Here is a 22944-nt window from a genome sequence, read left to right on the forward strand (position 1 = left end):
CGGCAGCCCCGTACAGTCTGGAGACATTATAGTCCCCTTTACTGTAGCCCTTCGACAGAGGACCCCCTGCATGAGCTTCACCGGCACCGACTCCTACGTCGCCACCGAAGACCTGATGGTTGCCGTCAATGCCGCCATCACCCTGCAACGCCCGCTGCTGATCAAGGGGGAGCCCGGCACCGGCAAGACCGTGCTGGCGCAGGAAGTGGCCCACTCGCTGGGGGTGCCGCTGATCCAGTGGCATGTCAAATCCACCACCAAGGCCCAGCATGGCCTGTATGAATATGATGCGGTCAGCCGCCTGCGTGATTCCCAGCTGGGTGATCCACGGGTGCAGGATATTGCCAACTACATCCGCCCTGGCAAGCTGTGGGAAGCGTTTCAGACCGGGCGGGCGGTGCTGCTGATCGACGAAATCGACAAGGCGGACATCGAGTTCCCCAACGATCTTCTGCAGGAACTGGACCGCATGGAATTCTATGTCCATGAAACCGGCCAGACCGTGCGGGCCGATATCCGCCCGGTGGTGATCATCACCTCCAACAACGAAAAAGAACTGCCCGACGCCTTCCTGCGCCGCTGCTTCTTCCACTACATCCGCTTCCCCGATGCCGACACGATGCAGAAGATTGTCGAGGTCCATTACCCCGGCATCCGCAACGATCTGGTGCGGGATGCGCTGTCGTCGTTCTACGAGCTGCGCGAGGTGCAGGGCCTGAAGAAAAAGCCGTCCACCAGCGAACTGCTGGACTGGATCCGCCTGCTGATGGCCGATGACCTGACCGCAGACACCCTGCGCGCCAGCGACACCCGCAGCATCATTCCGCCGCTGCATGGGGCCCTGCTGAAGAACGAGCAGGATGTGCATCTGCTGGAACGGCTGGCCTTTATGAACCGCCGCAACGGGCGCTGACCCGGCGGCCTGCGGTCAGGCAGGGGGTGCCACCATGACATCAAGGCTGCGGATCATCAGCGGTTTGCCGACCGGCGGGTTCACCACCGCCCCGCTGGCCATCCGGCGGGTGAACCAGCGGCGGCGCTCCGCCTCGGCCACCAGCGCGGCGGGCGAGACCGCCTGCCAGCCTTCCAGATGCTGGTCGAAGGTGCCGCCGTCCGCCCAGAACTCCAGCTCCTGCGTCAGGGCGGAGTCGGTCAGGTCAGCGGCGCGGCGGCTGTTCCACGCGACCATCAGATCCAGCATGTCATCGGGGTGCAGGGCTTTGTCCAGCCCGCGTTCCTCCAGACTGCGACGGAACTCGTGCCAGGTGCCCGCCCCTTTCAGCAGGGTCAGGGCCTCGGTCATTTCGGCGGTGGGGGTCATGGTCTGGCTCTCCTGCTCCGGCACGGTGCGCCGCACAGAGTATCATTCCGGCAGGGCGGATTTCCATGTTCAATAAGCTGTTTTTCGAACTGCGGACCGCGCGCGTCCCGGTCAGCCTGAATGAATACCTGACCCTTCTGGGGGCGGTGCAGGCGGGCTGTGCCAATTATTCCGTCACCGACTTTTACTATCTGGCCCGAGCCACGCTGGTGAAGGACGAACGGTTCCTCGACCGCTTCGATCAGGTGTTCAGCACCGTGTTCAAAGGGGTGGAAAGCGTCTCTGCCGACGACCTGTCCACCACCGCCGACATTCCGGAAGAGTGGCTGCGCAAGCTGGCCGAACGGATGCTGACGGAGGAGGAAAAGCAGCAGATCCAGTCCCTTGGCGGCTGGGACACACTGATGGAAACCCTGAAGAAACGGCTGGAAGAACAGAAGGGCCGCCATCAGGGGGGCAACAAATGGATCGGCACCGCCGGAACATCACCGTTCGGGGCCTATGGCTACAACCCGGAAGGGGTGCGGATCGGTCAGGACAGATCCCGCCACCGCCGCGCCGTCAAGGTGTGGGATCAACGCGACTTCCGCAATCTGGCCGATGACGTGGAACTCGGCACCCGCACCATCAAGGTTGCCCTGCGTCGCCTGCGCCGCTTTGCCCGGCAGGGGGCCGCGACCGAGCTGGATCTGGACGGCACCATCCGCTCCACCGCCCATCACGCCGGAATGCTGGACATCCAGATGGTGCCGGAACGGCACAACACCGTCAAAGTCCTGCTGTTTCTCGACATCGGCGGCTCGATGGACGATCACATCAAACTGTGTGAGGAGCTGTTTTCCGCCGCCCGCAGCGAATTTAAGCATCTGGAATACTACTACTTCCACAACTGCCCCTATGAGTTTGTGTGGAAGGACAACAGCCGCCGCCAGACCGACCGGATCCCGACTGAAGAGGTGCTGCGCACCTACCCCGCCGACTACAAGCTGATCTTTGTCGGCGACGCCTCGATGAGCCCGTACGAGATCGCCGTCCCCGGCGGCAGCGTGGAACACTGGAACCCCGAGCCGGGCCGGGTGTGGATGCAGCGGCTGCTGGCCCAGTGGCCGCATGCGGCATGGCTGAACCCGGTTGACCGCCGCTACTGGGGCCACACCCAGTCCATCGCCATGATGCAGGACCTGATGGAGGACCGGATGTTCCCCCTGACTCTGGAAGGGCTGGATCAGGCGATGCAAAGCCTGAACCGGCGCTGACAGCCGGGCTGGCCGGACCGGGCCGGGGCATCCTCATAACCGCAGGCTGAACAGCCGGGCTGGCCGCGACAGCCAGCCCATGCCATAATAGCATATCAGATATGACAAATATGGCATCCCCCCCCTCCGGCTCTCCCCCCTACCCTAATATTATGTTTTCATTATCATAAATATAATCCCGCCCCCTCCGCCTCCATTGGCGTACCCCTTTCTTATACTGAAGGGGCCCTTGACCCTGCGGACTGATCTGCGTATCCGCTACGGTCATATTCACAGTGTCAGAGCGCATAATAACGGCACCGGCCACCGCGTCGGCCCGTTTGCCCTGAGACAGGTCTGAGACAGGCGGCGGCAGGGGAAGGGCGGGCCCCGCCATACGCATGTCCGGGCCGTCAGGTCCGGTCTCCGGTCCCGCACATCCCCCATATCCCGCAGGAAACTGTCTTCGCTGCCATGACGTCTTCTCCGTCGCCCCTGTCCGGCCTGATGGCCCTTCTGCCCGCCGCCGCCCTGACGCTGGCCGTGGCGGTGGGGGGCATCTTCACCGCCCTGTCCCCCCGCGACGGGCGGACGGTCGCGATCGTGATTCCCCCCGGTCAGTCTGCCGGGGCCGTCTTCAGCGCGGTGGCGGCCACCGGCATCAGCCTGACCGACACCGCAGCCGGAGGGCGGATCGTGTTTACCTCCGCCACCGGGGAACAGGCCGCCGCCCTGCGCGCCGCCGGGGCCCTGCTGGTGATTGACGCCATGTTTGCCCGCGGTTGCCTTTAAACCGTCCTCTCATCCTGCTTCTGGCCCTGCTTTTTGGGGCCGCACCACCCCGCCTTGATCTCCGCCCGATGGGATATCTGCATGCTGCACGCCATCCGCCACCAGTTCAGCCGTTTTCTGGCCCTGTTCGCCGTCATCAACTGTCTGGTGATTCCATTGGCCGGATATGCCATCGGCGGGCCGGTGCTGCTGCCGACGCTGCTGGCGGTGATGGTCACCGCCGTCATGGGGGGCGGAATCCTGTGGGCCCCGACCGCAGCGGCCACCGCCCCGACCGCCGGGGTGGCACTGGTCAGCTTTCCGGCGATCCTGCTGTATCAGTTCTCCGGGCATCCGTGGCAGGTGGATATCCACATGTATTTCTTCGCCGCACTGGCCCTGTGCGTGGCACTGGTGGACTGGCGGGCCATTCTGGCCGGGGCGGCGGCGGTGGCCGTCCACCACCTGCTGCTGAATGCGGTTCTGCCGGCGCTGATCTGGCCGGACGGCCCCAACTTTGGTCGGGTGGTGCTGCACGCGGTCATTCTGGTGATCGAAGCTCTGGTGCTGGGAACCCTGAGCCTGCGGCTGCCCCGGCTGTACGCCAGAACGGAAGCCGCACTGGCCGATGCACAGGCAGCCCATGCCGAGGCCGAGGCGCTGGCCCGGCAGGCCCGGCTGGCCGAGCAGGAAGAAAGCCGCCGGACCGCGCTGGTCAAATCCCTGACCGCTGCCTTTGACCACGATATCACCGAAGCCGTCGCCACCTTCGGGGCCGCCGCCACCCAGATGGGGGATGCGTCGCAGGCCCTGAACGATGCCGCACACCGGGCCACCGGTGACATCAACGGCGTGGTACGGGCCGCCAGCACCGCCGCCGACTCCGTCGATGTCGTCGCCGGGTCCGCCGAAGCCCTGCATGCCGCCGTTGCCGCCATCGAAACTCTGGTGCAGGATTCGCAGGAGACTGCCCGCCGCGCCGCTGATCAGGCCAGCCGGGCCGACAGCACGGTCACCGCCCTGAATGAAGCCGCCGGAAGAATCGGGGATGCCATCGGCCTGATCACCGACATCGCCAGCCAGACCAACCTGCTGGCCCTGAACGCCACCATCGAGGCCGCCCGCGCCGGGGATGCCGGTAAAGGCTTTGCCGTGGTTGCCAACGAGGTGAAGACACTGGCCAACCAGACCGCCCGCACCACTGACGAAATCCGCCGCCAGATCACCGATGTGCAGGCCTCCTCGCAGGAAGCAGCGCAGGTCCTGATGGCGATTGCCGCCGATATTGACGGCATCAACGGCACCATGGGCCGCATTGCCGAGAGCATCGGCGAACAGACCGCCGCGATTGCCGCCATCACCGCCTCTTCCGGGCGGGCGGCGGACAGCACCCGGGTCACCCGCGATACCATCAGCTCGTTCCGTGGCCTGATCGACGAGAATGAAACGGCGACTGCTGCCGTGGATGCGTCATCCCAGACCCTGATCCACCAGTCCGGCGATCTCCGGCAGCGGGTGGATACCTTTATCCGTGACCTGCAGGCCGTTTAAGGCCGCAGGATGAAACCGCAAGAAGCGGGTGGAGACACCGCCCGCCGCCTGAGAGGGTAAGCCCCGACCTACCCCTCTCAGGAGAGACCTCATGCTGTCTTCCCGTCCCCTTGCCGACAAAGTGATTATCGTCAGCGGTGCCAGTTCCGGCATCGGGGCCGCAGCCGCCCGGCTGTTCAGCCGTGCCGGGGCCAGACTGGTCCTTGTCGCCCGCTCCGCCGACCGGCTGGAGGCCCTGACCGCCGAACTCAAAGCCGCCGGGGGCGATGCGGTTGCCGTCAGCGGCGATGTCGCCCGGGCCGAAACCGCCCGGCAGGCTGTGGATCAGGCCGTGGATGTGTTCGGCGGCCTCGACGGGGCCTTCAACAATGCCGGTATCACCGGGGATGCCGCCCCGGTGCAGGACCTGCCGCCGTCGGAATGGGGGCAGGTGATCGCCACCAACCTGACCGGGGCCTTCCATGCCGCCCAGGCTCAGATTCCGGCCCTGCTGGCGCGGGGTGGCGGGTCTCTGGTGTTCACGTCCACCTTTGTCGGCCATACGGTCGGTTTTCCCGGCATGGCGGCTTATGCGGCCAGCAAGGCCGGGCTGCTGGGGCTGACACAGGTGATCGCGGCGGAAGGCGGGCCGCAGGGTATCCGCGCCAATGTGCTGATGCCCGGTGGCACCGATACCCCGATGGGGCGGGCGGTCGCCAGCACCCCGGAAATCCGGCAATACGTTGAAGGTCTGCACGCGCTGAAGCGGATTGCCGAACCGGAGGAAATCGCCCGGGCGGCGCTGTTCCTGCTGTCCGATGATGCCAGCTTTGTCACCGGCACCGCCCTGATGGCCGATGGCGGGGTCTCCATCTGCCGCAGTTAACCCCAGACATGGCGGGGACACACCGGCAGCCAGAAAAGAAAACAGGCGGATGATCGGGTGACCATCCGCCTGCTGACCTGAGTCACAGACCATACCGGCAAAAGCCGGACTGGCAAACCATACCGGCAAAAGCCGGACGGGGCCATTCCGGGCCGGTGCGGCTTTCAGCCTTACGCCCCGGTCCAGCGACGGAACAGCACGCTGGCGTTGACCCCGCCAAAGCCGAAACCGTTGGACAGCGCATACTCAATCGCCATCGGGCGGGCCGCACCCTGCACCAGATCCAGCCCTTCCGCCGCCGGATCCGGCGTGGTCAGGTTCAGGGTCATCGGCGCGGTCTGGTCCCGCAGGGCCAGAACGGTGAAGATCGCCTCAATCCCCCCGGCAGCGCCCAGCAGATGGCCGGTGGCTGACTTGGTGGAGGCAACGGCAACACTGCCGGTCCGGCCAAACAGACCGCTGATCGCCGCCAGCTCGCCCTTATCCCCGACCGGGGTGGAGGTGGCATGCGCATTCAGGTGCTGCACCTGATCCGGGGTGATCCCGGCCTGCTGCAGGGCCGCTTCCATCGCCCGGCGGGCCCCGCTGCCGTCTTCCGGCCCGGCTGTCATATGATAGGCATCGGCACTGGTGCCGTAGCCGACCAGCTCGGCGATCGGGGTCGCGCCGCGCTTCAGGGCATGCTCAAGGGTTTCGATCACCAGAAGACCGGCCCCTTCCCCCATCACGAAACCGTCGCGGCCTTCGTCAAACGGGCGGGAGGCCTGCTCCGGCGTGGCACCATAGCCGGTGGACAGGGCGCGGGCGGCGGCAAAACCGGCCAGCGTCACCCGGCTCAGGCAGGCTTCCGCCCCGCCGCACAGGGCAATGTCAGCTTCCCCGGCGCGGATCATGCGGGCGGCATCGCCGATGGCCTGCACCCCGGCGGCGCAGGCGGTCACCGGCGCCCCGAGCGGACCCCGGAACCCGTGCTTGATCGAGACCTGACCGGCGGCGAGGTTCACCAGAAAAGACGGCACGGTGAACGGCGACACCCGGCGCGGCCCCTTGTCATCACAGGTCCGCACCGCATCAATCATCGCCGGAAAACCACCGATCCCGGAGGCGATGACGGTGGCGGTCCGCTCACGCTGCTCATCGGTTTCCGGGGCCCAGCCGGCCTGTGCCAGCGCCTCATCCGCCGCAGCCATCGCAAAATGGATGAAGCGGTCCATCTTCTTCTGATCTTTGGGGCTGATGGAGCGGTCGGGGTCAAACCCGGCCTCGGCATCCTCCGCCAGTGTCGGCACCATCCCGCCGACCGTGGCGGCCAGATCGGCCACCATGTCGTCCGGCAGGGGACGGATTCCCGACCGGCCGGCCAGCAGGCGCTGCCACACCGGATCAATACCGCACCCGAGCGGGGAGACGATCCCCATGCCGGTGACTACAAGACGCGGAGCATTCATCAACAGGTTTCCTCAGGCTGTCCGGGGGATGGGTGGGAGACGGTCCGGCCATCGGGAAAGCGGGTGGCCAGCGCCACCGTTTCCGGCGTCAGGACCGCCAGCGTATCCGCCCGCACCACCTGCACCGCCAGCGGCGTGCCGCTGGCCCGGTCGGTGATCTGCCAGACCGGACGGTCAATCGGCAGATAGCGGTTTCCCCAGTCAGCCAGAGCCATCAGCACCGGAAAAAACCCCTGCCCCTTTTCAGTCAGATGATAACTGTACCGAAGCGGACGGGTCTGATACGGGCGCTTTTCCAGCACACCCTGTTCACACAGGTGGGCCAGACGGCGGCTGAGGATGTTGGGGGCAATGCCCAGACTCTTCTGAAACGCGTCGAAACGGGTCATCCCCCGGAAGGCGTCGCGCATAATCAGGATGCTCCACCAGTCCCCGACGCAATCAAGGGCGCGGGCGGCAGGACAGGGCTGGGTATCAAAGCGGGTATGCTGCATGGAGAAGAAAGCTACCCCTGCAACTATCATTATGCAAGTTACTTTTCGGTGACAAGCCGCCGCGCCGCTTCTTTTTAAGGACTTAGGCCGCATTCGCAGGCAGAATGGCCCCCCATCTGCCCGCGCCACCCGAGAAGGAGCCGCCACCGTGAGCATACCCGGCCCGCAGAACGAGATCGAGACCCTGTTCTCCATCGGCCTCAGCCAGCATCAGGCCGGGAACCTGCAGGCCGCCGAAGAATGCTACCGCCGGGTGATCGCCGTCAATCCGCTGCACCCGGATGCCCTGCACTTTCTCGGCCTGCTGCATTACCAGTGCGGGCAGCAGGATCACGCGCTGAAGCTGATGGACATGTCGCTGTCGCTGTCGCCCGATGTCCCGGCTTATCACTCCAACCGTGGCAATGTGCTGAAGCAGCTGAACCGGCTGGAAGAGGCCGCCGCCGCCTACCGGGCGGCGATCCGGCTGCAGCCGGGCAATGCGATGGCCTTTTCCAATCTGGGCAACACCCTGTCCGCCCTGGGGCAGCATGATGCCGCCCTTGCCGCCTATGAAACGGCGGTGGAGATCAGCCCCGGCCACGCCGATGCCCACATCAACCGCAGCCTGCTGCTGCTCGACCTCGGGCGGCTGGCAGAGGCGGAAGACGCGATCGTGACCGCCCTGCGCCTGCAGCCGGATAATGCCGTGGCCCACACGAACCACGCCCTGATCCTGATGGCCCGGAAGCGCCCGCAGGAGGCCGTGGAAGCCTGCGACACCGCCCTGCGGCTGCGCCCGGATCTGGCTGAGGCCCATTCCAACCGGGGCAACGCCCTGTTTGACCTCAACCGGCCCGATCAGGCCCTGACCGCCTATGAAGATGCCCTGCGCCTGCAACCGGGTTTTGCCGATGCGCACCGCAACCGCGCCCGGGTTCTGAAAGCGCAGGGCCGCACCGCTGACGCCCTTGCCGCCTATGATGCCCTGCTGGAGGTGTCACCGGAGGATGTGCAGACCCACTGCAACCGGGGGGCCGCCCTGGCCGAGCTGGGACGCCCGGACGAGGCCCTGACCGCCTTCGCCACCGCCCTGAGCCTGCAGCCGGACTGTGCCGAGGCCTATTCCAACCGGGGTTTCACCCTGATGGACCTTGGCCGCGTGCCGGAGGCGGTCAGGGCCTACCGGGCGGCCACCGCGCTGCGCCCGGAGATGGCCGAAGCCCGCTTCAACCTGAGTATGGCCCTGCTGCTGCTGGGCGATTTCAAGGCCGGATGGGCGGAATATGACTGGCGGTGGACCTCCCGCGGCTGGTCCGGCGGTGCCCCCCGCCATCAGGATCTTCCGGCATGGACCGGTGACGCCGCACAGGGCCGCACCCTGCTGGCGTGGGCCGAACAGGGGCTGGGCGATACCCTGCAGTTTGCCCGCTACGTCCCGGTGCTGACGGCGCAGGGCTGGCAGGTGGTGCTGGAGGTTCAGCCCGCGCTGTTGCCCCTGCTGTCTGCCCTGAACGGGCCGGACGTGCAGGTCATTGCCACCGACACCGCCCGTCCGGCAGCCGATGTGCAATGCCCGCTGCTCAGCCTGCCCGGCCGTCTGGGGACGGTGGAAGCCAGCATCCCCGCCCCCCTGTCGCTGCCGGTGCCCCCGCCCGCGGACCGGACGTCCCCCCGCCCGGAGGCCGGGGATCCCCCGGTCCGGCGGATCGGTATTGTCTGGCAAGGCAACCCGCGCCATCACAATGACAGAAACCGCTCGGTGCCGCTGTCGCGCTTCCTGCCGCTGGCCCGCCTGCCCGGAGTGTCGCTGGTCAGCCTGCAGAAAGGCTTCGGCGCGGAGCAGTTACAGGACATCCCCGACGATATCCGCATTGAAGACACCGGGGCTGATTATGAGACCGGCGGCTTCACGGAGACGGCATCGCTCCTGCGGGGGCTGGATCTTGTGATCACGGTGGACACCGCAATGGCCCATCTGGCCGGAACGCTGGGGGTGCCGGTGTGGGTACTGCTGCCCGCCATGCCGGACTGGCGCTGGCTGACTGACCGGGATGACAGCCCGTGGTATCCGTCCATGCGCCTGTTGCGGCAACCGGCCCCCGGGGACTGGGACAGCGTGTTCCTGCGTCTCGGGCAAAGCCTGACCGCTGCCGGGGGCTGACATCATCACGCGGCGGGCCGGACCGCCCGCCGCCACGGCACCCAGCCAAAGGTGGACCCGGCAGCCGCCACCACAATCGCCACCCCGCCGATGATCTGCTCCGGCTGCGGACGGGTGGAAAACACCACCAGATCCGCCAGCACCGCCACCACCGGGTAGACATAGGACAACGCCCCGATCACGGCGGTCGGCAGGCGCTGAAGGGCCGCATACAGCAGCACATACATCACGCCGGTATGCACCACCCCCAGCGTCACCACACTGCCCCACGCCGCCGCGCCGGATGGCAACGCCCCGCCGGACGCAAACGGGGCCAGCATCACACCCCCGACCAAAACCTGTATCAGTGCCACCCGGTGCGGCGGCTCCCCCTTCAGGTGCCGGGCGACCAGTGCGGCCACGGCATAGAAAAAGGCAGCCCCTAACGCCAGCGCGATCCCGGTCAGGTAATCCCCACCGGCAGCGCCGCCCTTGGCTGAGACGATCAGCAGCACCCCGCCAAAAGCCACAGCCAGCCACCACAGCCGTACCCGGCCCGGGCGGTCGCCGAACAGCAGCATGCCCAGTCCGACCAGCATGAACGGCTGGGTATTGTAGACCGCCGTCGCCACCGCGATGGATGCCCGTGGGTAAGCGGCAAACAGCAGCACCCAGTTCAGCACCAGAGCCACCCCGCCCAGCGCGGCCACCGCTGCGGTCCGCGCCAATGCCCGCCAGCCGCCGGGGCCGGGTCGCAGCAGCCCCAGCGCGGCGCAGATCAGCAGCAGGGTCAGCGCCCCGAACACACAGCGCCAGAAGACCACCGCCGTCACCGGCAGGCCCGACCACACCACAAACACCCCGATAGTCCCTGACAGCACCATCGCCGCTGTCATCCGGGCGACCCCGCCCGCCGTTGCCTGTTCTGACCGGGTCATCCCCCTGCCCTCCTGCACTGAAGGCCGGGATCAGCCCCGGCCTGCTGAGTCTAGGCCGGACAACACCCCTTGTAGCGGGATATAAAAAGGCATACGGTACGATATACCTCACTTAATCAGGCTACAGGGCAAAATAACCTTTTCAGGATCGCATCATGCCGGATGACATCGACCGCCGCCTGCTGACCCTGCTGACCGCCAATGCCCGGCTGCCGCTGAAAGAGCTGGCGGCACAGGTCGGCCTCTCCTCGCCCAGCGTTTCCGACCGTCTGCGACGGCTGGAAGAACAGGGACTGATCCGCGCCTTTACGGTGGAGATTGATCCCGCCCAACTGGGGTACACCCTGCAGGCAATCGTGCGGATCCGTCCGCTGCCGGGGCGGCTGCATCTGGTGCAGAGGCTGATCGAAGAGATCCCCGAAATCACCGAATGCGATAAAGTAACGGGCGATGACTGTTTCATCGCCCGTCTGATGCTGCGGGATATCAGTCATCTCGACCGGATTTTAGACAGCATCGCCGATAAGGCGGAAACCAGCACCGCCATCGTCAAAGCCCAGCCGGTCCTGCGACGCCTGCCCCCGCTGGCCTGAAGACCCGGCAGTCAGTGCAGGGTCCACTGTGCCTGCACGGCCTGCCAGCGGCCGGGGGTCAGCAGATCCGCCGCTCCCACCCGCACCGAATGCAGGCGGCCTTCAATCCGGGCCTCCCAGAAGGCCAGAAAGCGCTGAAGCTCAGGGTATTTCGGGGCTTTGTCGTAGTGCTGCCAGATAAACTCCTGCAACACGCGCGGATGATCCGGCAGATGATAGAGAATGCTCGCCGTAACGAGCCGGTATCCGTCCAGCTGTCGTCCGAGGTCCATGGTCCGATCCTCCGTCAGAAGGGTGTTCCCATGTCTCTATTTTGTAATTTTTCCGTTTAAGATCAACAGGATAATTTAGCAGCACTCCCGCAGACCGGCTGCTAAAACCCCGACCACAGCAGGCTGCCCAGCACCCCCAGACCGCTGAGGATCAGCAACCCGCCGGACCCCTGATTGAGGTGCCCCAGCCAGACCGGACTGAAGCGGTGCCGCACCGCCCCGGTCAGGGCCGACAGGGTCAGCCACCACAGGGCAGAGCCAAGAAAAACCCCCAGAATCAACAGCCCGGCATCCAGCGGCGCATCCTGCACATGCACGGCCCCAAGGGACGCGAAAACCGCCATGAAGGCGATGATTGTCGCCGGGTTGGTCAGGGTGATCAGCAGGGTGGTGGTAAAGTCCTTCAGCAGGCCGATATGGGTTGTCGGCACGGCCCCAAGCTGCGGCGGCGGGCTGCGCCACGCCTTGATACCCAGCACCAGCAGGAACAGGCCACCGACCACCGACAGCTCGGTCTTCCACGTCATCAGCGCGTCGGAAACCAGCGACAGCCCCAGCCCGGCAACCATGCCGTAAAAGGTATCGGCCACCGCCGCCCCAAGACCGGCCACAAAGGCAGCGGTACGGCCATCGGCCAGCGCCCGGCGGATGCACAGCAGCCCGACCGGCCCCACCGGGGCCGCGATCAGAAAGCCGACAATCAGCCCTTTGACAAACACCCAGTCAATTACCGACAAACCCGATCCTTTCTTCCGGTCGCCCCGGCCAGACCGGGAAATGGCCGGGACTGTACCGCACGGGCGTCCCGCTGTCAGCGTTCCAACAGTGCGGTAAAATGATGGGGGCCGGAGATGCGGTTATCAATCATCTCCCGCACGGCAGCCGGAATTTCAGGGGACTCCTCGGCGAACAGGCCGCAGCGGCGCAGATTGTGCAGCACCGACCGCCCCCGCCGCACCCGTTGCAGACAGACCCGGAAAGCGCAGGGGGTCCGTTGCCGGTTGCCCGACACCCCCAGCTTGATCCCGACCATTTCAGAGATCACATCATTATAGTCGGGGTACAGAACGGTATGCGTCAGCTCGATCCCCGCCGTGCGTTCGTAATCGGCCAGAAAAACCCGGTCCCCGAACATCAGCGCCACCCCGTCAAAGCGGAAGTGCCGGGCCGACCGCCCCCGCACCTTCCCCAGCCGTTCCAGCCGCCGGTAATAGGTCACGCCGTCGCGCGTTTCAAAAATCATCAGTGTTCTGATGATTTTTCCGGGACTGGACAGCGAGTAGTAATATTCAAAAAAGGCCCCGTCGACCGCCCGCAGGCGTGGGTCGCTGCCCCGGACCATGGTAGCGATGGTACTGCCGAGAATGCCCAGACTCTCCCCGCCGCTGGCCCGGCGGCTGCGCAGCAGGGGGGCAAAATCCTCCGGCGGCAGCAGCAGTTCATGCACATCCATCCCGAAAAAGTCGGCAATCTTGCGCAGGATCGCCGGGCGGGGGAAGGACGACCCGGCCAGATATTTGTTCAGCTGGCTGCGGTTGATCCCCAGCCGCCGCGCCACATCGGTGATCGACGTCATGTAGCTGCACAGCAGCCGCAGATTCTCTGAAAATGCATCCTGCATGGCACATCGGCCCGGCCCTGTTGCCCCTGTTCTGCCTCATAGCCTGCCTGCGGGATGCCGTCCAGAGGGCATCGCAGATTCTTGCGCAAAAAATGGCGCGAACCGGCGCTGTAAAAGCACAAAAAAGCGCCAAAGCGCGCCGCTTCGCCAAATTGTCAAAACCAGTGATTTTGACCGATTATAAGGGCGTCCGATGCTCAGAGACTCTCCGTACACACTTAATAAAAATGCGGAAAATTTAACAAAAACAACGGACTCCCAATCATGACCTCTACCTTCCGTAGAGAGCACGACTTGCTCGGTGACCGGGATGTTCCCGCCGACGCGTACTGGGGTATCCATACCCTGCGCGCCCGCGAGAACTACCCGATCACCGGGCGATCCATCGGCTCGTATCCTCATCTCATTCTTGCTCTGGCTCAGGTAAAGCGGGCGGCGGCGGAAGCCAACCGTCAGCTCGGCGATCTGGACGACCGCCGCGCCGATGCCATCGTACAGGCCTGCCGCGACATCGAAGGCGGGGCCCTGCACGACCAGTTTGTGGTCGATGTCATTCAGGGTGGGGCCGGCACCTCCACCAACATGAATGCCAATGAAGTGATTGCCAACCGGGCGCTGGAACTGCTGGGCCACCCGCGCGGGGCCTATGCCGAACTGCACCCGCTGAACCACGTCAACATGGCGCAGAGCACCAACGACGTCTATCCGACGACGCTGAAGCTGGCGCTGACCTTTGCGATTGAAGATCTGCTGGCGGCAATGCGCATCCTGCAGCAGGACTTTGCCGATAAAGCCGCTGAGTTTGCTGATATTCTGAAGATGGGCCGCACCCAGCTTCAGGATGCCGTCCCGATGACGCTGGGGCAGGAATTCCGCACCTACGCCGTGATGATCGGCGAAGACGTGGACCGCCTGCGCGAAGCCACCGCCCTGATCCGTGAGATCAATCTGGGGGCCACCGCCATCGGCACCGGCATCAATACCGACATCCGCTATTCCCGGCTGGTGACGGAGATTCTGGCCGCCCTGTCCGGGGTGCCGCTGATCCCCGCCGACAACCTGATCGAGGCAACTCAGGACACCGGCGCCTTTGTGCAGCTGTCCGGCGTTCTGAAGCGGGTTGCCTGCAAACTCTCGAAAGTCTGTAACGACCTGCGGCTGCTGTCCTCCGGCCCGCAGGCCGGGTTTGGCGAGATCTTCCTGCCCGAACGGGCCGCCGGATCGTCGATCATGCCCGGCAAGGTCAACCCGATTATCCCGGAAGTGGTCAATCAGATCGCCTTCGAGGTCATTGGCAACGACATGACCGTCACCATGGCATCGGAAGCCGGTCAGTTGCAGCTGAATGCCTTTGAGCCGATCATTGCCCATTCCCTGTTTAAGAGCATCGAACATCTGGCGGCAGGCTGCCGCACCCTGTCGGTCAACTGCGTGCGGGGCATTGCCGCCAACCGTCCGCTGCTGGCTGAACGGGTCCGGACCTCTGCCGGGCTGGCCACCGCCCTGAACCCGCATATCGGTTATGAGAATGCGACGTGGGTGGCGCGGGAAGCACTGCGCACCGGCAAAACCGTCGCCGAGCTGGTTCTGGACCGTGGCCTGATGACCGAAAGTGCCCTTGCCCGGGTGCTGAGCCCGGAAAGCCTGACCGCGCCCCGCACGGTCTAAGAGCTATCAGCGCAGACACTCCGCTCCGGTGAACCGAAACCTACTTCACCGGAGACGTCCCGAGCCGGGGAAAGCGGACAGGCCACCCACGCTTTCCCCGGTTCATTTTTTGCCCTACCTGGTCGGCTTCAGGCCATCAAACACTTCATCGACGGCAACGGCAAAATTCAGATCCCCCCGTTCGATGCCCTTTGTGGTGATCCCGATCAACCGTCCCTCCTCATCAAACAACCCGCCTCCAGACGACCCCGGTGCAATGGGGGCCGAAATCTGCACATAACGAACTCCCCCCATCGTCCGCAGCCCGGAGATGATACCCTCCGAGATCGTATTTTCCAGAGAGGCCGGGGATCCGATCGCATAGACACGCTCCCCCACCTTCAGGGCCGAATACTGACGGTACTGTGCGACCGGCTTCAGAGACTTTGACGCCTGAATAATGCAGATATCCTTGGCACGGTTGCTGTGGCTTCGCTGGAACATCACGATATCACCATCGAGCTTTGCTCCGTATACATCCAGCCCCTCCAGAACATGGCAGTTGGTGGCAGCCAACCGTTCAGTCACCGCAACCGCCGATCCTGATGCCGCGCCACTCCCCTTCGCCTCAAGAGCCAACAGCCGGAACACTGACGGAGACAGCCGGGCAAACAGCTCTACCGCCGTAGGCTTCGCCGGAACAGATCCTCCGGCAGCGACCGGAGGCTCTGCGGCCCCAGTTACAGAGGAAGACCCTGGCGCTGCAGCGACAGTCGCTCCCTTGGCTGGCGATGCTCCATTCCGGGCCAGAGCCTCCCGCGCCTCGACATCTCCCTTGGCCGCCGCCTTTTCATAATAGGCGCGCCCCTGAACAGGGTCTTTCGCGAGACCCCACCCCCCTTGAGTGTATGCGTCCCCCAGCATCCTCATGCCTTTTGGGGATCCCTTAGCAACCGACTGGCGGATAAAGTCAAGGCCGGCCTGAATATCAGGCTGACGCCCTTTCTCCTTCGGAAAAATCATCAGATAGCCCAACATTGCCCTCCCATCCGGCCGACCATTTTCCGAGGCCCTCCAGAACAATAATCTGGCTTGCTCTTCATCAAACGGGACGTATTTTCCAGCCAGATAGCTTTCCGCCATGAAAAGTTGGGACTCAACATCGTCGCTAAACGCAGCGAGCAATGTCCAGGCCATAAAGTACTTCAAATTCTGGGGCACCACCTTCCCTTGGGCATAAATCACCCCCACCATCGCCTGCGATGGACCATGCCCCTCGCGGGCATACCAGAGGAGGATCGGGAAAGCGCTGGCATCGTCGCCTGCCTTCAGATACGCCACCGCCTGCTCATATTTACCCGGCGCGGGATTGTTCCCCGAGTTTAGAAACTCTTCGGGATGCAGGATAACGACCACTTCAGGATAAGCCGCCAGTTTTTCAAGCCGTTTTTGGGCCAGATCGTACCCGTCACGGGCTGACCGCTGGAAATAGATGGCAGCCTCACCGCGGTTGCGGTCAACACCGTCCTTCACCCCTTCCAGATACATCATGCCGATCTGGTAGTTGGCCATCCGCCGCCACGAACGATCTGGGCTGGCCGCAGCACGCTCGAACATCCGCAGGGCCGCCTCCGGTTTCCGCGCCGTGCCCTCCCCGTTCAGATACATCTGCCCCACCCGGTATTGGGAGGACGCCTGCCCATCATATCCGTCCGCTTCGGCGAGGGATTTAAAACTCTCAAACGCGTCCTCAGGGTGCCCTGCATCGGCGGCTTTGCTGGCCTGCACATAGTTGACATCCTTCAGGGTCTGGCACCCCCCAAGGGCCATCATCCCCCCCAGAACGACCGCTATCCTGACCAATCGCATTCCCATCATCCTTTCCCAAAATCCCACCCCAGCTTCGCACGAAACATAACACACACACAACCTCAGGGGAAAGTCACGACAGCCATAAAATCAAACCAATTCATTGATATTACAAATAAAAAACGCCCGAAGGCCAGGCCTTCGGGCGTAAAGCTCCACACTCTCAGAAAGACGGATCTTATCCGGCCTTGGCCGCCACCTTGTCCTCGATGGCATCCCAGATTTTTGCCGCCAGATTGACCCCGTCGAAGCGGCCGATTTCCTGAATGCCGGTCGGGCTGGTGACATTGATTTCGGTCAGCCAGCCGCCGATAACGTCGATGCCGACGAACAGCAGGCCCCGCTTTTTCAGCTCCGGCCCGATAATGGCGCAGATTTCCTTTTCCCGGTCGGTCAGGCTGGACTGCACCGGCTTGCCGCCGACATGCATGTTCGACCGCGCCTCACCGTCCGCCGGAATGCGGTTGATCGCCCCGACCGGCTCGCCATCAACCAGAATGATGCGCTTGTCCCCCTGCCGCACCTCCGGCAGATAGCGTTGCACCATCACCGGCTCGCGGGAACGTTGCTCGAACAGCTCCAGCAGGGCGCCCAGATTCTCATCGCCCGGCTTCAGGTGGAACACCCCCAGCCCGCCGTTCCCATACAGCGGCTTGACGATGATATCCTGATGCTGTTCGCGGAAGGCCTTGATCGCATCCATATCCGACGAGATCAGGGTCGGCGGCATCAACCCCTTGAAGCGGGTGACAAACAGCTTTTCCGGGGCATTGCGCACCTCAGCCGGGTCGTTGACCACCAGCGTCTGCGGGTGGACGGTCTCCAGCAGGTGGGTGTTGGTGATATAGGCCATGTCAAACGGCGGGTCCTGCCGCAGCAGCACCACATCGACATCGGCCAGCGGCAGGGTTTCCCACTCCCCGAGGGTGTAGTGGTTGCCCTGCTCGCGCCGCACGGTCAGGGCGCGGGCGCGGGCGGTCAACACACCCTCGTTGAAGGTCAGATGCTTGGGCAGATAGTGCCACAGACGATGCCCCCGGGCCTGCGCTTCCTCCGCCAGGGCGAAGGTGGAGTCCCCATTGATATTCACCGTTTCGATCGGATCCATCTGGATGGCGATGGCAAGGCTCATTCCCGGTCCCTCTGGTTGGCGGCGGCGGTGTGATGCCCCGGCCCGCGCGGTCAGTCTGTTGTCCCGGATAATCTAGGCAACCTGCGCCTCCGGCGGAAGGGCACAAATGCCCATACCCACAGCAAAAGCATGGACGCACAACACCCCGCCGGACGGATCCGGCGGGGTGCGGCACAGGGATTGGGACAGGAACAGGGATCAGTGCGCCTTGATGATCGGCAGACGCCCGGCGTTTTTCGGACGGGTTTCATTGCCGCCGGTCGACATAACGGTCTGCACGGTCCCAAGATTGTTGAACAGCTCCTGCACACCCCCACCGGCACCATAGCTGCCAATCTGGGTGTGGTAAGCGTGAGTATGGCTCTTCAGATCATCTTCCTGACGCCGCCCAAAATTGCCATCCCCCGGAGACTGCGCCCGGATGAACAGGCCATCCGTGATCAGATCCGGCAGACGGAACGTGGTGGTCCCATCACCGCTGGAGAACTTCGACCGGTTAGCGGTCCCGCTCTGCCAGCTGGCATCGGACACCATCATGCCCGACGCCTGCACAAAGGCCCACAGCATGGGGTAGTCGGCGCGCGACACCAGCGCCCCGTTTTCGACCAGCCAGCCTGCCGGGGCGGTGGTGCCGGGGTACCAGCATTCCATCCCGACCGGCATCATCACGGTCTGCCCCAGACCATCCACAGCGCCCTTCACAAAGGCCGTGGTGGCCAGAGCGGAGGAGTTATCGCCCGCCGCCGGGGTCGGGGCGGTCGGGGTCCCGGTCAGCGCCGGGGACGCCAGCGGGGCCTTCTGGGCCAGCATATTGGCGACGCTGGCCGCAAAGTTGGCATCATTGCCCAGCGCCGCCGCCAGCTCGTTCAGGGTATCCAGCGCCCCCGGGGCACCGTTGATCAGGCCGGAGACCGCCGTATCGACGGACCCCTTCACGAAAGCGGTGGTGGCAATCTTGGTGGAGTTATCGCCCGCCACCGGGGTCGGGGCGGTCGGGGTCCCGGTCAGTTCCGGCGATGCCAGCGGGGCCTTCAGGGCCATCTGACCGGCAACCGTCACGGCATAGTTGGCATCGTTGCCAAGCGCCGCCGCCAGTTCGCCCAGCGTGTTCAGGGCCGTCGGCGCACCGTTCACCAGACCGGACACCGCGGTATCCACCGATCCCTTCACGAAAGCGGTGGTGGCAAGGGTGCCGGAGTTATCGCCCGCCGCCGGGGTCGGGGCAGTCGGGGTCCCGGTCAGAACAGGGGACGCCAGCGGGGCCTTCAGGGCCATCTGACCGGCAACCGTCACAGCATAATTGGCATCATAGCCAATCGCCGCAGCCAGCTCGCCCAGCGTATTCAGCGATGCCGGAGCCCCGTTGATCAGGGCATCGACGGTGGCCTTCAGGCCTGCCGGATGCACAGCCACGGTATACAGTGCCCCGGCCTGCGCTTCGGCATTGTTCGCCAGACGGACGACACCCTTGACGGTTTCAGTCGCATCCGGCGGCTCCACCGCTTCGACAATCGCCGAAATCGCCTGCGACAGCTGCCCGGTATCCGCAGGGTTATAGGTCAGACCGGCATCAGTGATCACCTTGCGGACCTGCGGCAGCTCCGGGTGGGCAGAACCGTCAGCCTGATGGGCAGAGACGGCGCAACCGACAATGGCGTCAATCGCGGTCCGCAGCTGCGGGCCGGTGGCCGGATCATAGACCGCACCGGTGGAGGTGATCACCTGACGCACCTGCTTCTGTTCCGGGTGGGCGAACGGATTGGCCTCATGGCCAGTCACCGCCGCCTGCAGGGCGACATCAACATTGGCCTGAAGCGCGATCAGGTCGGGGGAAGAACAGGTCACGGACATGAAATATCTCCTGTTTATGCAAAATGCAGGCATGCAAACGCCTGTTCTGGGGCGGAATGCCCCGGAATTCGGTGTAACGGCTGTGTCAGAGAGGACCGCAGCGCGGCAGCGTCAGAACCCGATCGCCAGATAGCGCGTGCTGAGGTTCATGTTCATCGTGGTGTCGGTCGAGAAGGAGGCCGTAAAGCCGGTCTTGGTCAGGTTGGTGGCGGCAACCATCACATGATCAAGGGTGGAACAGCAGATGACCTGCAAACACGCGGACGAAAACCCGATCGGGAACACAAGGCTGCGGGTCACCGCGCTGCCCGGCGGCAAGACGAGCGTATCTTCCCAGAGCTGGCCCCACTGCAAAATCAGACCACCGGGCAGCTTCTGATACCCGTTCTGGGTCAGAGACTGGTTGGTGCCGGTAAAGGCGCTGACCGGGACAAGACCGGCGATCTGCCCCTCGAGCCCCTGCATCGCCCCCTTGATGAAAGCGGTGGTCGCAATCCGGGATGAGGCATCCCCCACCGCCGGAGTCGGGGCCGTCGGGGTCCCGGTCAGTGCCGGGGACAGCAACGGGGCCTTGACAGCCAGAGCCGCATTGAGGCCGGCAGGATGCACCGCAACCGTGTTCAGTTCTCCGCTGCGGGCCTCTTCAACCGTGGCAAAGCGGGTCACACCCTTGACGGTCTCGCTGGCGTCCGGCGGCGCATGGGAGACCACCTTATGGGTGATCGCCGCCGACAGCTGTGCAGGATCTGCCGGATCATAGACCATACCGGCATCGGTGATGACGGTACGGACCTGTTTCTGCTCAGGGTGAGCAAACGGGTCTGCCTTATGAACAGCAACCCCGGCAATCAGGTTGGTGTCGATCATCAGATCAATGGCGGAATGCAGCTGGGTGGACTGACCGGCATCAAACACCATACCGGTCGCAGAGACGACCTGCCGCACCTGCTTCAGTTCAGCATGCGCCGCAGGGTCGATCATATGGGTCACCACAGCAGCATCGACCGCAACATCAACCGTCTGCTCAAGGGCGGTGTGCAGCTGGGTTCCGTCCGCCGGGTCGAAGGTCAGCCCGGCAGAGGTCACAGCCTGCCGCAGCTGCAGGAGCTCAGGATGCGCATGCGGATCAGCGCGGTGATCGGCAATCGCAGCATTCAGGTCATAGATCGATACAGACACAATAAAAAGCCCCCGCTCTTAAGAAAAAACTGCGATCCGCAGAGCTTTACCCCCTGCATCGTCTCACTTTTTCTAGAGCGATCCTCACAAAAACGAAACACAGCCAATTCCAGATCTGGAAAGTACTTTCCAGATCTGGAATTATCAAAAAAATCAATAAAAACAAAATATTAGAAGAATTTCCGACACCCTGCCGCCCTCCGGCTTGACGGTAATCCTCCAGCCTCGCTCACCGCAGACAGGCCACGCTACAGTGCCGGAGAACACCGGCAACACGGGACCCAGCCTGATGACTGACATGATCAAAGATGCCCTGTCCTGCCCGATCTGCGGCGGCGGATCAGCCGTTTACCGACGGGATGGCGCAACCGGGTACCGCTACCGACGCTGTCAGGATTGCGCCCATGCCTTTGTCACTCAGGAAGTGATCCTCAGCGACTATACGGTTGCCCGTTACACCCGGCGCAAAACCGCTTTTGCTCCGGCCCCGGCGCAGGCTGACCACCCGGCGCGGCCCCAGAAAGCATCGGGCCACCCGGTACCGGCCCGGATGGCCCAAAAGACAGCCGCACTCCGGCCACGGTTTCCTCATGCCTGATCACTCCCGCTGACGGAGACTGTCCCGCAGGGTTTCCCGATGCAGACCAATATCCCGCAGCAAATGATCATCCATCTGAATGAGATCATCATAGGTTTTACAGTGGGAAAAATAGCCACTTCCCCAAAAAAAACTCATAATTTTTTTGTAAAAATTTATAATATATACTTTCTTTTTTGATATTTTTTCATCCATTAAAACATCTTCGCAGACAAAACATACATTATTCTTCATGATTAGAACTCCATTGCATCACTGATCATTTAACCCATACTCTCCCCTCACCCTGACTTCAGCAAACGAAGCTTTCTGATGGCGACCCCAAGAAAAACTTGGGGTCGATCCCGGATGCGTTCCGAAGTGGCTTTCCCTGTCCGGGCACACCCCTTAAAGTGGGCCACCGCGCCGACCCCGCCCCCGCTGAGACGATGGGCCCGGCGAGAGAGGAATACGCCCGATGATCCGTCGCCTTCCCCCCCTGAATGCCCTGCGCGCCTTTGAAGCTGCGGCCCGCCTTGGCAGCTTCGCCCGTGCCGGAGAGGAACTGCATGTCACCTCAACGGCTATCAGCCATCAGGTCAAAGGGCTGGAAGAGTTTCTTGGGGTAATCCTGTTCGACCGCCTGCCCCGGGGGTTGCGCCTGACGGCACAGGGGCGGTCTTACCTGCCGGAGCTGACCAAAGGGTTTGACCAGCTGGCCCGGGCCAGTGACCGGCTGTGCGGCAGCGAGCTGCGCGGCCCGCTGCATATCACCACCATCCCCAGCTTCGGGCGGCAATGGCTGGTGCCCCGGCTGGGGCATTTCCGCCGTCGCTACCCCGAGATCGACATCCGCGTCACTGCCACCGTGCGGCGGGTGGACTTCATTGCCGATGAGATTGATGTCGGCATCCGTTACGGTCAGGGGGTTTACCCCGGCCTGCGCACCCACCGGGTGATGACCGAACACGTGCTGCCGGTGGCAGCCCCGACCCTGCTGAGCAATGGCCCGCGCCTGAGTGACTGGGGCGATCTGCGCCACCATACCCTGCTGCATGGCCGGGGCATGCGCGATACCGAGACATGGACCCGCTGGAAAAACTGGCTCGGGCTGTTCGGGCTGGGCGATGTGGATACCGAACGCGGCCTGCATTTCGACGAAGGCGGAATGCTGGTGAAAGCCTGCGTTGACGGGCTGGGCGTCGCCCTCGGCCGCACCGGGCTGATCGGGGACCATCTGCGCGACGGGCGGCTGGTGGCGCTGTTCAACATCAGCCGCCCGGCGGATTACGCGTATTACGTGGTCGCCCCGGAATCCATCGCCGATCAGCCAAAAGTCCGTGCCTTTGTTGACTGGGTGGTGGAGATGGGGGCCCGGACCATGCCTTATACCCCCGACGAACAGAACGATCTGTCAGCGCCGGACTTTACTGCCGTGCCGGCCCCATAACGCCCGCG

Annotated in this window: 22 protein-coding genes; 10 read left to right on the top strand and 12 right to left on the bottom strand. The window is 63.9% G+C overall.

Annotated features, from left to right (window positions below; genetic code table 11):
- Nucleotides 1-70: 70 nt before the first annotated feature.
- Nucleotides 71-913 carry an AAA family ATPase gene (locus G365_RS0112520; RefSeq protein WP_019645869.1) on the top strand — a complete coding sequence of 281 codons (843 nt, stop codon included), beginning with the start codon at nucleotides 71-73 and terminating at the stop codon, nucleotides 911-913.
- Nucleotides 914-928: 15 nt separating this feature from the next.
- On the opposite strand, the gene G365_RS23010 is transcribed toward G365_RS0112520, so the two are convergent.
- Nucleotides 929-1321, bottom strand: coding sequence for a hypothetical protein (locus G365_RS23010; protein WP_019645870.1), 393 nt, complete (start codon nucleotides 1319-1321; stop codon nucleotides 929-931).
- 65 nt (nucleotides 1322-1386) lie between these two features.
- On the opposite strand from G365_RS23010, the gene G365_RS0112530 reads away from it, so the two are divergent.
- The 4 genes from G365_RS0112530 (at nucleotide 1387) to G365_RS0112550 (ending at nucleotide 5743) form a co-directional block, all read left to right on the top strand.
- The gene (locus G365_RS0112530; protein WP_019645871.1) at nucleotides 1387-2577 is read left to right on the top strand and encodes a vWA domain-containing protein; all 1191 of its coding nucleotides are present in this window, start codon (nucleotides 1387-1389) and stop codon (nucleotides 2575-2577) included.
- A 453-nt stretch (nucleotides 2578-3030) separates the two neighbouring features.
- Nucleotides 3031-3348: a hypothetical protein gene (locus G365_RS0112540; protein ID WP_019645873.1), complete on the top strand. Its 318-nt coding sequence runs from the start codon at nucleotides 3031-3033 to the stop codon at nucleotides 3346-3348.
- Nucleotides 3349-3429: 81 nt separating this feature from the next.
- Nucleotides 3430-4878, top strand: coding sequence for a methyl-accepting chemotaxis protein (locus G365_RS0112545; protein WP_019645874.1), 1449 nt, complete (start codon nucleotides 3430-3432; stop codon nucleotides 4876-4878).
- Between the two features lie 91 nt (nucleotides 4879-4969).
- Nucleotides 4970-5743: an SDR family oxidoreductase gene (locus tag G365_RS0112550; protein ID WP_019645875.1), complete on the top strand. Its 774-nt coding sequence runs from the start codon at nucleotides 4970-4972 to the stop codon at nucleotides 5741-5743.
- A 170-nt stretch (nucleotides 5744-5913) separates the two neighbouring features.
- On the opposite strand, the gene fabF is transcribed toward G365_RS0112550, so the two are convergent.
- Nucleotides 5914-7191 carry a beta-ketoacyl-ACP synthase II gene (gene fabF, locus G365_RS0112555; protein ID WP_019645876.1) on the bottom strand — a complete coding sequence of 426 codons (1278 nt, stop codon included), beginning with the start codon at nucleotides 7189-7191 and terminating at the stop codon, nucleotides 5914-5916.
- A complete protein-coding gene (locus tag G365_RS21390) occupies nucleotides 7191-7685 on the bottom strand; it encodes a winged helix-turn-helix transcriptional regulator (protein WP_019645877.1) in 495 nt (164 codons plus the stop codon). The genes fabF and G365_RS21390 overlap by 1 nt, the downstream gene beginning before the upstream one ends.
- A 148-nt stretch (nucleotides 7686-7833) precedes the next feature.
- Between G365_RS21390 and G365_RS24485 the strand changes: the two genes are divergently transcribed.
- Nucleotides 7834-9828 carry a tetratricopeptide repeat protein gene (locus G365_RS24485; RefSeq protein WP_019645878.1) on the top strand — a complete coding sequence of 665 codons (1995 nt, stop codon included), beginning with the start codon at nucleotides 7834-7836 and terminating at the stop codon, nucleotides 9826-9828.
- Nucleotides 9829-9833: 5 nt separating this feature from the next.
- On the opposite strand, the gene G365_RS0112570 is transcribed toward G365_RS24485, so the two are convergent.
- Nucleotides 9834-10745, bottom strand: a complete 912-nt coding sequence (locus G365_RS0112570) for a DMT family transporter (RefSeq protein ID WP_019645879.1) — start codon at nucleotides 10743-10745, stop codon at nucleotides 9834-9836.
- A 155-nt stretch (nucleotides 10746-10900) separates the two neighbouring features.
- Here G365_RS0112570 and G365_RS0112575 point away from each other — a divergent pair, with 155 nt between their 5' ends.
- Nucleotides 10901-11338 carry an Lrp/AsnC family transcriptional regulator gene (locus G365_RS0112575; protein WP_019645880.1) on the top strand — a complete coding sequence of 146 codons (438 nt, stop codon included), beginning with the start codon at nucleotides 10901-10903 and terminating at the stop codon, nucleotides 11336-11338.
- Between the two features lie 11 nt (nucleotides 11339-11349).
- Here G365_RS0112575 and G365_RS0112580 read toward each other — a convergent pair whose 3' ends face one another.
- From G365_RS0112580 to G365_RS21400, 3 genes are all read right to left on the bottom strand, one after another.
- The gene (locus tag G365_RS0112580) at nucleotides 11350-11610 is read right to left on the bottom strand and encodes an usg protein (protein ID WP_019645881.1); all 261 of its coding nucleotides are present in this window, start codon (nucleotides 11608-11610) and stop codon (nucleotides 11350-11352) included.
- A gap of 101 nt (nucleotides 11611-11711) precedes the next feature.
- Nucleotides 11712-12347 carry a LysE family translocator gene (locus G365_RS0112585; protein ID WP_019645882.1) on the bottom strand — a complete coding sequence of 212 codons (636 nt, stop codon included), beginning with the start codon at nucleotides 12345-12347 and terminating at the stop codon, nucleotides 11712-11714.
- A 74-nt stretch (nucleotides 12348-12421) separates the two neighbouring features.
- Entirely contained in the window at nucleotides 12422-13231 is an 810-nt protein-coding gene (locus tag G365_RS21400) for a helix-turn-helix domain-containing protein (protein WP_019645883.1), read from the bottom strand.
- 264 nt (nucleotides 13232-13495) lie between these two features.
- Here G365_RS21400 and G365_RS0112595 point away from each other — a divergent pair, with 264 nt between their 5' ends.
- Nucleotides 13496-14899 (top strand): aspartate ammonia-lyase, encoded by a 1404-nt coding sequence (locus tag G365_RS0112595; protein WP_026345334.1) that lies wholly within the window; start codon nucleotides 13496-13498, stop codon nucleotides 14897-14899.
- A 114-nt stretch (nucleotides 14900-15013) separates the two neighbouring features.
- On the opposite strand, the gene G365_RS23015 is transcribed toward G365_RS0112595, so the two are convergent.
- The 4 genes from G365_RS23015 to G365_RS0112615 form a co-directional block, all read right to left on the bottom strand.
- On the bottom strand, nucleotides 15014-16747 hold the full coding sequence (locus tag G365_RS23015) for a trypsin-like peptidase domain-containing protein (RefSeq protein ID WP_019645885.1): 1734 nt from the start codon (nucleotides 16745-16747) through the stop codon (nucleotides 15014-15016).
- A gap of 178 nt (nucleotides 16748-16925) precedes the next feature.
- The gene (gshB, locus tag G365_RS0112605; RefSeq protein ID WP_019645886.1) at nucleotides 16926-17879 is read right to left on the bottom strand and encodes a glutathione synthase; all 954 of its coding nucleotides are present in this window, start codon (nucleotides 17877-17879) and stop codon (nucleotides 16926-16928) included.
- Between the two features lie 198 nt (nucleotides 17880-18077).
- Nucleotides 18078-19730 carry a phage tail protein gene (locus G365_RS23020; protein ID WP_019645887.1) on the bottom strand — a complete coding sequence of 551 codons (1653 nt, stop codon included), beginning with the start codon at nucleotides 19728-19730 and terminating at the stop codon, nucleotides 18078-18080.
- 111 nt (nucleotides 19731-19841) lie between these two features.
- Nucleotides 19842-20909 carry a gp53-like domain-containing protein gene (locus tag G365_RS0112615; protein WP_019645888.1) on the bottom strand — a complete coding sequence of 356 codons (1068 nt, stop codon included), beginning with the start codon at nucleotides 20907-20909 and terminating at the stop codon, nucleotides 19842-19844.
- A 289-nt stretch (nucleotides 20910-21198) separates the two neighbouring features.
- Between G365_RS0112615 and G365_RS0112620 the strand changes: the two genes are divergently transcribed.
- Nucleotides 21199-21507, top strand: a complete 309-nt coding sequence (locus G365_RS0112620; RefSeq protein ID WP_155976252.1) for a hypothetical protein — start codon at nucleotides 21199-21201, stop codon at nucleotides 21505-21507.
- Here G365_RS0112620 and G365_RS0112625 read toward each other — a convergent pair whose 3' ends face one another.
- Nucleotides 21508-21741 carry a DUF1127 domain-containing protein gene (locus tag G365_RS0112625; RefSeq protein WP_019645890.1) on the bottom strand — a complete coding sequence of 78 codons (234 nt, stop codon included), beginning with the start codon at nucleotides 21739-21741 and terminating at the stop codon, nucleotides 21508-21510.
- Nucleotides 21742-21964: 223 nt separating this feature from the next.
- Here G365_RS0112625 and G365_RS0112630 point away from each other — a divergent pair, with 223 nt between their 5' ends.
- Nucleotides 21965-22936, top strand: a complete 972-nt coding sequence (locus G365_RS0112630; protein ID WP_019645891.1) for a transcriptional regulator GcvA — start codon at nucleotides 21965-21967, stop codon at nucleotides 22934-22936.
- Nucleotides 22937-22944 lie beyond the last annotated feature (8 nt).

The sequence above is a fragment of the Novispirillum itersonii subsp. itersonii ATCC 12639 genome (assembly GCF_000381985.1).
Classification (GTDB): Bacteria; Pseudomonadota; Alphaproteobacteria; order Rhodospirillales; family Rhodospirillaceae; genus Novispirillum; species Novispirillum itersonii.

What these genes read in the sequence shown, in the direction of transcription:
- G365_RS0112520 (WP_019645869.1), top strand. Translation starts at nt 71, where the DNA reads ATGAGCTTCACCGGCACCGACTCCTACGTCGCCACCGAAGACCTGATG.
- G365_RS23010 (WP_019645870.1), bottom strand. Translation starts at nt 1,321, where the DNA reads ATGACCCCCACCGCCGAAATGACCGAGGCCCTGACCCTGCTGAAAGGG.
- G365_RS0112530 (WP_019645871.1), top strand. Translation starts at nt 1,387, where the DNA reads ATGTTCAATAAGCTGTTTTTCGAACTGCGGACCGCGCGCGTCCCGGTC.
- G365_RS0112540 (WP_019645873.1), top strand. Translation starts at nt 3,031, where the DNA reads ATGACGTCTTCTCCGTCGCCCCTGTCCGGCCTGATGGCCCTTCTGCCC.
- G365_RS0112545 (WP_019645874.1), top strand. Translation starts at nt 3,430, where the DNA reads ATGCTGCACGCCATCCGCCACCAGTTCAGCCGTTTTCTGGCCCTGTTC.
- G365_RS0112550 (WP_019645875.1), top strand. Translation starts at nt 4,970, where the DNA reads ATGCTGTCTTCCCGTCCCCTTGCCGACAAAGTGATTATCGTCAGCGGT.
- fabF (WP_019645876.1), bottom strand. Translation starts at nt 7,191, where the DNA reads ATGAATGCTCCGCGTCTTGTAGTCACCGGCATGGGGATCGTCTCCCCG.
- G365_RS21390 (WP_019645877.1), bottom strand. Translation starts at nt 7,685, where the DNA reads ATGCAGCATACCCGCTTTGATACCCAGCCCTGTCCTGCCGCCCGCGCC.
- G365_RS0112570 (WP_019645879.1), bottom strand. Translation starts at nt 10,745, where the DNA reads ATGACCCGGTCAGAACAGGCAACGGCGGGCGGGGTCGCCCGGATGACA.
- G365_RS0112575 (WP_019645880.1), top strand. Translation starts at nt 10,901, where the DNA reads ATGCCGGATGACATCGACCGCCGCCTGCTGACCCTGCTGACCGCCAAT.
- G365_RS0112580 (WP_019645881.1), bottom strand. Translation starts at nt 11,610, where the DNA reads ATGGACCTCGGACGACAGCTGGACGGATACCGGCTCGTTACGGCGAGC.
- G365_RS21400 (WP_019645883.1), bottom strand. Translation starts at nt 13,231, where the DNA reads ATGCAGGATGCATTTTCAGAGAATCTGCGGCTGCTGTGCAGCTACATG.
- G365_RS0112595 (WP_026345334.1), top strand. Translation starts at nt 13,496, where the DNA reads ATGACCTCTACCTTCCGTAGAGAGCACGACTTGCTCGGTGACCGGGAT.
- G365_RS23015 (WP_019645885.1), bottom strand. Translation starts at nt 16,747, where the DNA reads ATGCGATTGGTCAGGATAGCGGTCGTTCTGGGGGGGATGATGGCCCTT.
- gshB (WP_019645886.1), bottom strand. Translation starts at nt 17,879, where the DNA reads ATGAGCCTTGCCATCGCCATCCAGATGGATCCGATCGAAACGGTGAAT.
- G365_RS23020 (WP_019645887.1), bottom strand. Translation starts at nt 19,730, where the DNA reads ATGTCCGTGACCTGTTCTTCCCCCGACCTGATCGCGCTTCAGGCCAAT.
- G365_RS0112620 (WP_155976252.1), top strand. Translation starts at nt 21,199, where the DNA reads ATGACTGACATGATCAAAGATGCCCTGTCCTGCCCGATCTGCGGCGGC.
- G365_RS0112625 (WP_019645890.1), bottom strand. Translation starts at nt 21,741, where the DNA reads ATGAAGAATAATGTATGTTTTGTCTGCGAAGATGTTTTAATGGATGAA.
- G365_RS0112630 (WP_019645891.1), top strand. Translation starts at nt 21,965, where the DNA reads ATGATCCGTCGCCTTCCCCCCCTGAATGCCCTGCGCGCCTTTGAAGCT.